The following is a 12,536-nucleotide window of genomic DNA, read 5'->3' on the forward strand; positions in this document are numbered from 1 at the left end:
TAGACTAGCATGTCTGTTTCGGTCTTTTTATTTTTAGAATGTTTTACCTAAAGTTGTTGCTTGATCCATTGCCGCACCTAATAATTCCTCAGCTTTTTCAGGATGATGGTCGATTCCTTCAATAAATAATTGATCGACTTCAGCAATGCCGATGAAGTTTAAAATTCCTTTTACATATTGGGAAGCAAAATCTTGTCCCTCGTAGAAGCCACCATTTGATTGAATGTGTAGGGCCTTTTTACCGTTAGTTAAAGGTTTTGGTCCTTCTTCAGTGTATTTAAATGTTTTGCCAGCAACATTGATTGTATCAACCCAAGCTTTTAAACGAGTTGGAACATTTAAATTCCATAACGCATTGGCAATGACTACTTTATCAGCACCTAAGAACTGGTCTGTCAGCTCGTTGAAACGGGCAACTTTAGCTTGTTGGCTTTCATTTAAAGCTGTAAATTCAGTACCAGTGCGCAATGCACCCCAACCAGAAAGTAATTCTTCATCAATCTCTGGTACAAAATCAGCATAGACATCAAGAATGTCGATTTCATCTGTAGGATTTTGTGTTTGATAACTTTCTAAAAAGGTTTCTAACGCACGAACCGAACGAGATTCTTCTTTAGTGAGCGGGTGTGCTTTAACAACAAGTAATTTTGACATGTAAAATCTCCTTTGAATACCTCAGTATCATTTTTTATAGACAGAAACTATTTTACTAATAAAAAGTAAGAAAATCAATATATTTGCATAAATTATATAAAAAAAGGTTGGGACAGAAGCGTCTAATCCCTCCATTTATTCGGATTCTATGAGACTGGTCTGTAACTCACAGAGTTATAGACCAGTCTCGTTTTTAATGTTAAAATGCTTGTGAAAGGTGCTGTATTCCACCAATTACATGGACAGCATGGAAACCTTTAGAAGCCATAAATGAGGCAATGATTTCAGAACGCCGCCCACTATAACTAATGATATGATAGGTTTTCTCTTTATTCAGTTTTTTTAACATATTTGGCAAAAGAGTGGCAGGTAGTGATATTGAGTAGGCTAAGTGTCCTTTTAGATAATTACTGGTTTCACGGATGTCGATAACGTTAAGTTCAGTTTCAGTATAAAGTGTTTCAAAATCTGGAATAGAAATCGATTCAAACATACAACTCATCCTTACGAATATTTTTTTTAAAACTCTGACACTTCTTAAGAGATGTCTAAAAACTATTTACCAGTTGTTTTTTGAAAAGGGTTGCAAATAAACTGAAATCATGTTATGCTATGCATGTAATAAGGATTGTTACTGTTTGGCAGGCAAAACCTGAATCTTCCATAATTGTTTATTTGGGTGGATTCTAGGTTTTTTTCATTTGTATTTGTAAAAGGTGAGGTTCATCATGAATATTGAAAAAATTTTAAACAACAATGTCGTCATGACAAAAAATGAATCAGGTGAAGAAATTGTCTGTATGGGCCGCGGTCTTGCATTTCAGAAGAAGATTGGGGATGTAATTGATCCAGCTTTTATTGAAAAAGAATTTGTTCTTAAAGATTCCATCACTTCAGGACAGTTTCAGCAATTATTTGCAGACATTCCAGTAGAAGAAGTAGAGATCGTCAAAAAAATTGTCGATATAGCAGAAGAAGATTTAGGCATCGAGCTTTCATCTAATATATACTTAACGTTAACGGATCATGTGCATTATGCCATTATGAGAGCTAAAGAAGGTCTCGAAATGCCAAATCCACTAATGTTTGAAACAAAAAAGTTTTATCCGAAAGAGTTTGCTATTGCTAGAAAAGGCGTAGCGTTGATTAAGGAAAGACTGGACATAGATTTCTCAGAAAGCGAAGCTGGTTTTATTGCCTTTCACATTGTAAACAGTGAACAAGCCAATGGCAACATGGAAGTAACTATGTCGGCAACTGAAATGGTTCGAGATATCTTAACGATCATCAGTCGTTATTTCGGTAAACCATTTGATGAAGATTCACTGAATTACCAAAGAATCGTGACGCATTTACAATATTTTGCACAACGTTATTTGCAAAATGAAGCCCACGATGAAGAGGATGATTTTCTGTACGAATTGATTCAAAGTAAATATCCAAAGGCATTTCAATCAGTCCACAGAATCAATGATTATCTGGTTAAGAAGTATCAGAAACCAATTGATAAAGCGGAACAGATTTATTTGACCATTCACATCCAGCGAGTTGTTGGTGAGAAAAAAGCGTAATGTTTATCTATTGTTATTAAAAATTTAGCATTCAATCGAAGCGGATTGTTACTGTTTAGCAGGCAAAACCTAGATTGAAAAAACAAGTGATTCATCTATATTTAGTTTTTTTAGGTATAGTAGAGTATTGTTTTTTCAGTTTAGGTTTTTTTATATAAAAAATTAAGGAAAAGGGGCATATAAAATGAGTAAAAATCAAGAAATCGCTGAACGCGTCCTAACGTTAGTTGGCGGAGAAGAAAATGTGAACAGCGTAGTTCATTGCGCAACACGTCTACGTTTTAAATTGAAAGACGAAGGTAAAGCAGATACCGAAAAATTAAATCAAGATTCAGATGTGATTCAAGTCGTTCAAAGCGGCGGTCAGTATCAAGTCGTGATTGGTAGTCATGTTAGTGATGTTTATAAAGAGTTGATGGCTCATAGTAATTTAGGCGATGATGATTCAGAGAAAGATGAAGGTCCTAAAGGGAATATATTTAATCAATTAATTGATATTATTTCATCTATCTTTACACCATTCTTAGGAGCTATGGCTGGAGCTGGGGTTTTAAAAGGGTTTTTAACACTAGCCTTGACGCTAAATTGGTTGACTGTTGAATCAGGTGTTTACGTAGTTCTCTTTGCAATAGCAGATGGAATCTTCACATTCTTACCAATTCTTTTAGCATTTACAGCTGCGAAAAAATTCAAAACAAATCAGTTTTTAGCAGTCTGTTTAGCGATGGCATTGGTTCATCCAAGTATTAGTGCTTTAGCAGGTCAAACATTAAGCTTTGCGGGTATTCCAGTTATTATTGGTGCTAGTGCATATACGTCTTCTGTTATTCCAATTATTTTAGCAGTCTATGTTCAAAGTTATGTAGAACGTTTCTTTAAAAAAATCATTCCTTCGTTCTTACAAATTATCTGTGTTCCCTTGGCAGTATTCTTAGTAATGGCGCCAGTAACATTTATTGCAATTGGTCCAATCGGCACGATTTTGGGAGATTTATTAGGTAAAGGCTACAATGGAATCTATGGGCTTAGTCCAATTATTGCAGGAGCTGTGATGGGTGGTTTATGGCAAGTATTTGTTATGTTTGGTATGCATTGGGGCTTTGTACCAATCATGATGCTGAATCTTTCTCAAGCGGGTGGTGGCGTTGATACAATGGCACCAATGTTATTACCAGCTGTTTTAGCACAAGGTGGAGCAGCGCTAGCAGTCTTCTTTATGACAAAAAATGTAAAATTAAAAGGGTTAGCTCTTTCTTCTACAATGACTTCAGTATTTGGGATTACTGAGCCGACTGTTTATGGTGTCACATTACCACTTAAAAGACCATTTATTGCGGCTTGTATCGGTGGGGCTGTTGGTGGAGCATTTATCGGGTTCAGTCATGTTCAAAACTATGTATTTGGTTTGATTAGTTTACTGAGCTTGCCAGGCTTTATTCCACAAGATACAAAAGATACATCTGGTTTGATCGCAGCAGTTATTGGAACAGTAATTGCATTTGTGATTGCATTTGTCTTAACGTTTATTTTAAAATTTGAAGATAAACCGGAAGCAGGCAGTGAAACAGCTACAAAAGGCAACAGTTCTAATTCAGAAACGCAACATGGCAATAAAAATGATAAAATCGTCTTAAAAAGTCCAATTACTGGAACAATCGTTCCTTTAGACAAAGTAGAAGATCAAGTATTTTCATCTGGTGCATTAGGTAAAGGAATTGCAGTTGAACCAGCTTTGGGTGAACTTTATGCTCCTGCAAATGGAGAAATCACAACACTATTTCCAACAGGCCATGCAGTTGGAATCACAACTGAAGATGGTGCGGAAGTGTTGATGCACATCGGAATGGATACCGTTGAGATGGATGGTGACGGATTCGAGATTCTAGTGAAACAAGGTGATAAAGTCAAACAAGGGGAGCTCCTAGTTAAATTTGACATTGAAAAAATCAAAGCAGCAGGTCATCCCGTTGTAACACCTGTTGTAGTTACAAATAGTGGTGACTATCTAGATGTATTAGATATGGATCAAACAGATGTTTTACATGGTGAAGATTTCTTAGCGATTGTACGTTAATTTATAGTTAAGGTTTACCGCTTTAAATTTACTTAGCTAAGGGGGCTGAAAAAGTTAGCCCTCTATGGTTTTAGAATAAGGAGGAATAATAATGTCAAACAAAACAACAGCATTTCCAGAGGGATTTTTATGGGGTGGTGCAACTGCAGCGAATCAATTAGAAGGCGCTTATCGTTCAGACGGTAAAGGCTTATCAGTAGCAGATGCAATGCCTGGTGGTAAACAACGCTTTCAAATTTTAGGAAGTGATACATTTAATTGGGAAATTGATGAAGATAAATTTATTTACCCTAACCATCGTGGAATTGATCACTATCATCGTTTTAAAGAAGATATTGCACTGTTTGCAAAAATGGGCTTCAAATGTTATCGTTTCTCAATTGCTTGGGCAAGAATTTTCCCTAAAGGGGACGAAGCAACACCAAATGAAGCAGGATTGAAATTTTATGATCAAGTGATCGATGAATGTTTGAAACATGGAATTGAACCTGTTATTACAATTTCACACTATGAAATGCCTTTACAACTTGCAAAAGAATATGGTGGCTGGAAAAATCGTAAAATGATCGATTTTTTTGAAAAGTATGCAACGATCGTTTTAACACGCTACGGTAAAAAAGTAAACTATTGGATGACGTTTAACGAAATCAACTCAGCATTCCATTTCCCAGCATTAAGCCAAGGAATGGTCAAAGCAACTGGTGCTGGTGATTATCAAAATATTTTCCAAGCATGGCATAACCAATTTGTGGCAAGTGCTAAAGCAGTTAAAATCGGTCATGAGATCAATCCAGATATGCAAATCGGTTGTATGATCATCTACGCGACAACCTATAGTATTGATGCAAATCCAATCAACCAAATGGCTACACTAGCTCAAAATCAAGAATTCAATTTTTATTGTACAGATGCTCAAGTTCGTGGTGAGTATCCAGCTTACCAACAACGGATGTTTGATAAATATGGTGTATCTGACTTGGAAATTGGTGCGGATGATTTAGAATTAATGAAACAATATTCTGTTGATTATATTGGTTTTAGTTACTACATGTCTTCAGCAGTTAATGAAACAGCGGAAGAAGAAGATACGGTGATCGGCAATTTATTAGGCGGTGTGCGTAATCCATTTTTGGAAGCAAGTGAATGGGGCTGGCAGATCGATCCAGAGGGATTAAGAATTGCTCTAAACGAATTATACGATCGGTATCAAAAACCTTTGTTTATCGTCGAAAATGGTTTAGGTGCGATTGATAAAGTAGATGAAAACTTTTATGTAGAAGACGACTATCGCATTGATTATTTACGTCGTCACATTGAAGCGATGTCTGACGCGATCAATGACGGCGTTGATTTAATGGGCTATACACCATGGGGTTGTATTGATTTAGTTAGTGCTTCAACAGGTGAAATGAGTAAACGTTATGGCTTTATCTATGTTGATTTAGATGATAATGGTGAAGGTACAATGAATCGCTATGAGAAAAAATCATTTAATTGGTATAAACAAGTGATTGAAACAAATGGATCGGATTTAAACTAGCATGAAAAAGAGCCCTAACTCAGTGATAAACTCTGAGTTAGGGCTCTTTTGTTAAACAATTGTTAATATCTGAATAAGCCATTTGGAAAGCTTGTTTTATCCGTTACGGTGAAATTACTGTGAGTCAAATAGGTAACCTCTTTTTTCAAAGTTTCCGCTTGCTGAAGGTCACCAATATTTTCAATTAATTTGATAAAGTCATATAGATACTCCATGTAATGGTGCTCTCCCGTTACTAAATACTCTAGCAAGTTATTTAAATATTGGAGATTCATACGAAAATTATAATTTTTACCTTTTTTATCTTGTTTTTTTGCAATTGATAGATACTTCGCTGCACCTTCATAATCTCTTTCATGAATTCTAGAGGAAATAACATTTGTAAGCATATTATAAGCAAAATTCAAAGTTGTAGAATCTCTTAAATCTTCATCAGAAATTGGAATTGCTCTTGAAAGAACTAGGTCTTGTTGTTTGGTACTAAAAAATCTAATAGTATTTGATATAATTAGATAATCGAATTGTTGATAATAATCTTTTTTTAATAAGTATTTGACTATCTCTTGAATCTCTTTATCAGTAATAGGATCAATCTCACTCCAAAATTGAGAAAAGTAAACTTTGATAACAATATAATTTGAAAGTTCTTTTAAATTGTGTTGAAACTTTGCTAGTTTAAGATAGTAATCAACTAATTTTTGTTTCATAGATTGATTATCTAAATGTTCAGCACAATAGTAAAATAGTGCCTTAAATTTTTTTTGGTCTTCATCCAAAGAGATTCGTGCAAAAAATTCTTCAGGTGAGAGGGATAATTTTTTTAAAACTTCAGCTAAAGTATCAATTCTGATAATTTGTTTCCCGTGCTCGATACGGGAATAAGAGGAAGGATCTAAATGATTATCCAACATTTCTTTTTGTGTTAGATGTAATTTCTTTCTGAAAAATCTTAAAGTTTCGCCTATGTTCATATGATTCACTCCTAAAAATTGCACGTATGATAAGAAAACAAGTGTTTTTGTGTAAAAAACATATATTATAAAAAAAAAGCATTTATTTTAGTGTTTTATGCAATTTTATCTAATTGTTGTTTATTTAAGTCTTGTTGCTGTCTCTTATACACATCTAGATGTGTATAAGAGACAGACTGATAAGAAAACAAGTGTTTTTGTGTAAAAAACATATATTATAAAAAAAAAGCATTTATTTTAGTGTTTTATGCAATTTTATCTAATTGTTGTTTATTTAAGTCTTGTTGTTTGTTAAAATAATCTTATGAAAGATATTTTTATATAGAATAGCTTTTATAAATAATCATAGATTGGAGGGAGAAAAAATGACTTTAGGTGTTGCTGTTGTATTGTTTAGTTTATTTGCTTTCACTGTAGGAACTTAAATCTATAAGCATCTTCTAACATTTCAAAGCTTGGGGAAGTTTAGTGCTGTTAGAAGATGCATCGACAGTATTTTTAATAAAATACTATTTATGTAATTATAACATTGATACAAATAAATTGGTAGTTATTTTTTACTATTATGGAAGATTAATTTACAAAATAGAGATAGACAATCATGACTAAGAATTATGTTCATGTTTGTCTTTTTCTTTGAAGCAGTTTTCGAATTGTTGTATAGTAAATTTACAAGGAGGAGTGACTATGGGAGAAGCAAAATTAAAACATCCTTTTTTTGTTATTATTGGTCCAAGTGGTTCGGGTAAAACAAGAATAGCAGAAGCAGTTTTTCCTAAAGAGTACAAGGTGGTTTCTCATACAACACGTCCAATTAGAACTGGAGAGCAAGATGGTACGGATTATTATTTTGAAACAAAAGAGCGATTTGACTATTTGGTGAATACTAAGTCATTAGCTGAGTATGATACTTATCATGGCTATCATTATGGGGTAGGAATTGCGGAGTTAATGAACAAAACAAAGAATCATTCTGCTTATGATGTATTAACAATCAATGGTTTTCAGGAAATTCAAAATCAATTTGGAAGTATGGTTATTCCGATTTTTTTAGAAGTATCCAAAAAAAATGTTTTATCAAGGTTAAAAATTAGAGAAGTAAACGAAGAAGTCGTAAATGCACGTGGGGCACTTTATGATCAGGAATCTACAAATAAAAATACAGTGATGAACTATCCGCATCACTATATTATCGATGCAAACCAGCCATTCGAAGAAGTTGTTAAGGCTGTAAAGCAGGCAGTAACTGAAGTAATGCAACTTGAGCTAGGATGAAATGTGCTATTCATCTAGCTTTTTTGTGCTTAATTATTTATATAAAGAATGTTCCCATGAAAAACTCACACCTTTTCTATTGTTTTTTCATTTTAAGGTGCTATGATAACGTTGCGTTATGTGACATCGTGTCATGTTGTGGAGAGGGAGGAACAAAATGCCAAAAAGTACTTTTTTCCATTTATCAGAAGAAAAACAACGTAGATTGTTGGAGGCGGCTTCGATCGAATTTTCTAGAGTTGCACTGAAAGAAGCATCGATTGCTAATATTATAAAGCTAGCTGAGATACCCAGAGGCAGTTTTTATCAATATTTCGAAGATAAAGAAGATCTCTACTATTATTATTTTGATTTATTAAGTCAGGATAGAAAAAGTGAAATCACAAAATGTGTGCAAGAATCAGACGGAGATTTATTTGACGGAATGAGAAAATATTTCTCAAAAATAGTTTTAGAAGCATTAAGTGGGCCACATGCGGGCTTTTATAAACATTTTTATATGGATAGTGATTATCGCTCAATGGTGCGAATTTTGCCTGAATTGCAAACGATTAAAAAGAAGGGAGAAAAATCACAAAAAATGCGTCACGGGCATCAACTCTATACCTTGATTGATCGATCTAAACTAAAGATTGCGGATGAAAAAGAATTTAAAATGGTGATGCAAATACTGATGAATATTGTTTTTACTTCGATCGTAGAGGGGTATCAAAAAGGAGATAATCCTCTTGAAAAGGATTTAACCGGGATTATAAACGATTTTAAAATCAAACTAAATTGGGTGAAAAACGGACTCTCTAAATAAGTTGTGTAGCATCTAAATAAAAAGATTAGAATAGGATGAAGAATCCATTTATATTCTAGTCTTATTTAGTCTCAGCAAGAAAAGTAAAAATGAAAATAGAGAACCTTAACAAGTTTCAATATTCACAAAATTACAAAAATGTAACTTGTATGATAGAGCCAATAATGGTTAAATGAAAGAGTAGGATAACTAAAGTTGTCGAATAAGATAACTTGATTAAAAGGAGATGAGGAGAAGGGTTATGAAAAAGAAAAAAATAATGATTATTGTTGGAATAGTTGCTGTGGTACTTATCGGTCTATTTATACTTCCTAATTTATTCGGTGGCAAACCATCTGCTAGTTCAGATCAGAAAGCGGTTACGGAGGATTTAGGCATCGAATACTTTGAAGTTCCAGATATTGAACAAGTCTACATCAATGGTGTAGTACAACCGGAACAGGCAGAAGCTTTTTCAAAAGATGCAAAAATGACAAGTACACCAGAAATCAAAGTAAATAATGGGGACGTTGTCGAACCTGAGACAATATTATTTACCTATGAAGACAAGGAAATCACAAAAGAAATCGAAGCGCAAAATAATACCCTAAGTAAACTAGCGACAAAAAAACAGAATATTTATAAGAAATGGAATCGAGCAATCGATACTTATAATAAAACAAAAGAAGAAGAGCGAACAACAAACGGAGCCGCGATTGATGAACAACATCAAGCTGAGGTCGATGGTGTTGATGAAGAAATTTTGTTTTCAAATGAAACGGTAGCTGACCTGTCTACCAAGCAATTTATCTCAACCAAAGCAAAATTTAAAGGACGCGTTTCTATCCCAGAAGTTAAGGATGAAAATGCTCCTGTTCTTCGTTTAACATCAGATGGTCTATACGTTGCTGGAAAAGTAAATGAAAAAGATTTAATGAAGATTGCTGTTGATCAAAAAGCAAATCTTTCTGTTGTTTCAAGTGGTACTACCGTGACTGGAAAAATTTCGTATATTGATGACAATCCGCCAGAAGTCAAAGCAACTCAAGGTGAAAGCAGTAATGCTGAAGGATCGATGTCCAATTATAATGTAAAATTATCGCTTGATAGTTTAGAAGGAATAAAAAATGGCTATCATATGCAAGCGACGATCAATTTAGGAGATAGTAAACCAATCGAGGTCCCTAAAAAGGCAGTTCATGATCAAGATGGTAAAAAATATGTATTGGTCAATGACTTTGGTTCTGTAATTCGCCGTGATGTACAAATTGGTGAAGAAAAAGGAGATAATACTGTTATAAATTCAGGATTAGAATCTGCAGATCGAATCATTGTTTCTTCTAAGAAAGAAGTCAAAGAAGGCGATTTAATTGGAGAAGGCACGGATGAATCGGGAGAAGCAGCGCCAGCAGCAAAAGAATAGGAGGAGCAGACATGATACAACAAGAGCAAAGCCCGCGACCTCTTATTCAGATGCAAGCAATCAATAAGTATTTTCCTGTTGGGAAAGAAAAATTGCAGGTTTTAAAATCATTGGATTTGACGATCAATGAAGGTGAATTTATTATGATCATGGGAAAATCTGGAAGTGGGAAAACCACCTTGATGAATATCATTGGATTTTTAGATCGAGTGTCTGATGGAAATTATCTTTTCAAAGGAGAAGATGTTTCAACTCTTTCAGAAAACAAGAAATCAGAATTCCGTAATGAATATTTGGGTTTTATTTTCCAACAGTTCTTTTTGATCAATTCACTGAATGTTAGTCAGAATGTGCAGTTACCTTGTGTTTATGAAGGTAAAAAAAGCAATGATGAAAAGCGCAAGATTGCTGAAAAATATCTAGAGTTGGTTGGTTTAGGAGCAAAAACAAAAGCTAAAGTGAATGAATTATCTGGTGGACAACAACAACGTGTAGCGATTGCGCGTTCTTTAGTCAATGATCCACTTTTGATCATGGCTGATGAACCTACAGGAGCATTAGATAGTGAGACGGGAACAGAAATCATGGAGTTGTTGACTGAGCTGAATCGTCAAGGAAAGACGATTGTAATGGTTACTCATGATTCAGATATGAAGAAATATGCCACTCGAGTGATTCATATGAAAGATGGCCGCTTTCTTAAAGAAGAGGTGATTCGATGATTTCAAACTTATTGATTAGTACACTTTTAAGTTTACGTGCGCATAAATTACGAGTGTTTCTAACGATGATCGGTATTATCATTGGAATTGCTTCCGTTGTGACCATTTCTACTCTTGGTGAAGGGATGAAAAAACAAGTAATGTCGGCAACGAGTGCAATGAACACGGATGTCGTTAAGCTCCATTATACCATGCAAGATGAAAGTGCTTCGGGAATGATGAGCTTTGAAGAACCTGATTATAGTTTTTCAAGAGTTGATATGAAAAAAGTCAGAGATATCGATGGTATCGAAACGATTTATCCTCAATATGGCGATGGTGTGATGGGGGATAATTTAACGACTCAGTTGGATTATTTTGGTGCCAAGGCAAATTTGATGGTCACTTCAAACAGGGGTAACAACAAACTAAAATATGGTCGTGATTTCGATGATCGAGATATCAATAAAGATGTGATCATCTTAAATCATGATACGTTTGATCTGAGTTTAAAAATGGATGATCCAAGTGAATTGATTGGTAAAGCAGTTGCAATCAATGGTTATATGTACAAAGTAATCGGTATTTTGGAACCATTTGATTATGATTCATTAGATAATACTGAGGCAATGTCTTTGGATTGGAATACTGTTTCAAGCAGTTTTGTTTCAAGAAGTTCTTATAATAAATTGGCTAGCTCAAAGTCAATTAGTGGAATTAATTTTAAATTAAAAGAAGGTACTGATAAACAAACTGTGATTGCTCAAGCGGTTACGATTTTAAGTGAAAATCATCCAGATGTTAAAGGTGTGTTCAAAGAAAATGATCTAGAACAAAAGAATCAAAAACAAATGGAAGACGCTATCGGAGGAATGACGATGTTTCTGATGGCTGTGACAGCAATTTCTCTATTAGTTGGAGGAATTGGTGTAATGAATATCATGTATGTCTCTGTAACGGAAAGGAAACGAGAAATCGGGATTCGTAGAGCAATCGGAGCAAAACCGCGAATGATTTTAATGCAATTTTTATTGGAAGCGGCATTTATTACGTTGTTAGGTGGATTGATCGGTGTGGGAATAGGTTACCTGCTTTCTACGCTCGTCGGTGGATTTGTAGATATCATACCTGTCATGACCCCAGCAATATTTGCGATTTCCACAGTAGTTTCGATTTTTACAGGCGTTATTTTTGGGATTATCCCTGCGATTAGTGCGTCGAGAATGGATCCAATCAAGGCCATTTATAATTAAGTAACTTAGTTAATAGCTAAAAAGAAAGATGTTTGAATAGCAGATTCAGCATCTTTTTTTATTTACAAATATTATTTAAACAATAATGTGAATATTATATTCATTTTATCCGATAATTGGTATAGAATAAGTGGTAATCAAGTTATTGTATTTTACTTCTCAATTGGTCTAGGTAAATAGAATTTACTTCTATTCAGTTTCATCTATAAGAGTGATGAACGAAAAAAGTACATTTGCTTGCTGAAATCAGTCGAGATGTTTAGAATAAATATAGGGAGACATTCGGAGGG

The 12,536-nt window shown here is 34.3% G+C and carries 11 protein-coding genes; 8 read left to right on the forward strand and 3 right to left on the reverse strand.

Annotated elements, in window-relative coordinates:
* Positions 1–33: 33 nt before the first annotated feature.
* The gene (locus tag A5819_RS12130) at positions 34–654 is read right to left on the reverse strand and encodes an FMN-dependent NADH-azoreductase (protein ID WP_086279038.1); all 621 of its coding nucleotides are present in this window, start codon (positions 652–654) and stop codon (positions 34–36) included.
* 199 nt (positions 655–853) lie between these two features.
* A complete protein-coding gene (locus A5819_RS12135) occupies positions 854–1,147 on the reverse strand; it encodes a rhodanese-like domain-containing protein (RefSeq protein ID WP_086279039.1) in 294 nt (97 codons plus the stop codon).
* Positions 1,148–1,382: 235 nt separating this feature from the next.
* Between A5819_RS12135 and licT the strand changes: the two genes are divergently transcribed.
* From licT to A5819_RS12150, 3 genes are all read left to right on the forward strand, one after another.
* Positions 1,383–2,225, forward strand: coding sequence for a BglG family transcription antiterminator LicT (licT, locus tag A5819_RS12140; protein WP_086279040.1), 843 nt, complete (start codon positions 1,383–1,385; stop codon positions 2,223–2,225).
* A 184-nt stretch (positions 2,226–2,409) separates the two neighbouring features.
* A complete protein-coding gene (locus A5819_RS12145; protein WP_086279041.1) occupies positions 2,410–4,299 on the forward strand; it encodes a beta-glucoside-specific PTS transporter subunit IIABC in 1,890 nt (629 codons plus the stop codon).
* A 91-nt stretch (positions 4,300–4,390) separates the two neighbouring features.
* Positions 4,391–5,839 (forward strand): glycoside hydrolase family 1 protein, encoded by a 1,449-nt coding sequence (locus tag A5819_RS12150; RefSeq protein WP_086279042.1) that lies wholly within the window; start codon positions 4,391–4,393, stop codon positions 5,837–5,839.
* A gap of 62 nt (positions 5,840–5,901) precedes the next feature.
* Here the strand turns inward: A5819_RS12150 and A5819_RS12155 are convergent, their stop codons facing one another.
* A complete protein-coding gene (locus A5819_RS12155) occupies positions 5,902–6,810 on the reverse strand; it encodes a helix-turn-helix domain-containing protein (RefSeq protein WP_086279043.1) in 909 nt (302 codons plus the stop codon).
* A 687-nt stretch (positions 6,811–7,497) separates the two neighbouring features.
* On the opposite strand from A5819_RS12155, the gene A5819_RS12160 reads away from it, so the two are divergent.
* The 5 genes from A5819_RS12160 (at position 7,498) to A5819_RS12180 (ending at position 12,246) form a co-directional block, all read left to right on the forward strand.
* Positions 7,498–8,085, forward strand: a complete 588-nt coding sequence (locus A5819_RS12160) for a guanylate kinase (protein ID WP_086279044.1) — start codon at positions 7,498–7,500, stop codon at positions 8,083–8,085.
* A 157-nt stretch (positions 8,086–8,242) separates the two neighbouring features.
* A complete protein-coding gene (locus A5819_RS12165) occupies positions 8,243–8,890 on the forward strand; it encodes a TetR/AcrR family transcriptional regulator (protein ID WP_086279045.1) in 648 nt (215 codons plus the stop codon).
* A gap of 241 nt (positions 8,891–9,131) precedes the next feature.
* Positions 9,132–10,292: an efflux RND transporter periplasmic adaptor subunit gene (locus A5819_RS12170; protein ID WP_086279046.1), complete on the forward strand. Its 1,161-nt coding sequence runs from the start codon at positions 9,132–9,134 to the stop codon at positions 10,290–10,292.
* Between the two features lie 11 nt (positions 10,293–10,303).
* On the forward strand, positions 10,304–11,014 hold the full coding sequence (locus A5819_RS12175; RefSeq protein WP_086279047.1) for an ABC transporter ATP-binding protein: 711 nt from the start codon (positions 10,304–10,306) through the stop codon (positions 11,012–11,014).
* On the forward strand, positions 11,011–12,246 hold the full coding sequence (locus A5819_RS12180; RefSeq protein WP_086279048.1) for an ABC transporter permease: 1,236 nt from the start codon (positions 11,011–11,013) through the stop codon (positions 12,244–12,246). The genes A5819_RS12175 and A5819_RS12180 overlap by 4 nt, the downstream gene beginning before the upstream one ends.
* The last annotated feature ends 290 nt before the right edge of the window (positions 12,247–12,536 follow it).

It is taken from the genome of Enterococcus sp. 7E2_DIV0204, assembly GCF_002140855.1.
GTDB classification, from domain to species: Bacteria; Bacillota; Bacilli; order Lactobacillales; family Enterococcaceae; genus Enterococcus_L; species Enterococcus_L lemimoniae.

Coding starts and splice junctions, on each gene's coding strand:
- A5819_RS12135 (WP_086279039.1), bottom strand. CDS start 1,147: ATGTTTGAATCGATTTCTATTCCAGATTTTGAAACACTTTATACTGAA.
- A5819_RS12170 (WP_086279046.1), top strand. CDS start 9,132: ATGAAAAAGAAAAAAATAATGATTATTGTTGGAATAGTTGCTGTGGTA.
- A5819_RS12150 (WP_086279042.1), top strand. CDS start 4,391: ATGTCAAACAAAACAACAGCATTTCCAGAGGGATTTTTATGGGGTGGT.
- A5819_RS12175 (WP_086279047.1), top strand. CDS start 10,304: ATGATACAACAAGAGCAAAGCCCGCGACCTCTTATTCAGATGCAAGCA.
- A5819_RS12165 (WP_086279045.1), top strand. CDS start 8,243: ATGCCAAAAAGTACTTTTTTCCATTTATCAGAAGAAAAACAACGTAGA.
- A5819_RS12145 (WP_086279041.1), top strand. CDS start 2,410: ATGAGTAAAAATCAAGAAATCGCTGAACGCGTCCTAACGTTAGTTGGC.
- A5819_RS12155 (WP_086279043.1), bottom strand. CDS start 6,810: ATGAACATAGGCGAAACTTTAAGATTTTTCAGAAAGAAATTACATCTA.
- licT (WP_086279040.1), top strand. CDS start 1,383: ATGAATATTGAAAAAATTTTAAACAACAATGTCGTCATGACAAAAAAT.
- A5819_RS12130 (WP_086279038.1), bottom strand. CDS start 654: ATGTCAAAATTACTTGTTGTTAAAGCACACCCGCTCACTAAAGAAGAA.
- A5819_RS12160 (WP_086279044.1), top strand. CDS start 7,498: ATGGGAGAAGCAAAATTAAAACATCCTTTTTTTGTTATTATTGGTCCA.
- A5819_RS12180 (WP_086279048.1), top strand. CDS start 11,011: ATGATTTCAAACTTATTGATTAGTACACTTTTAAGTTTACGTGCGCAT.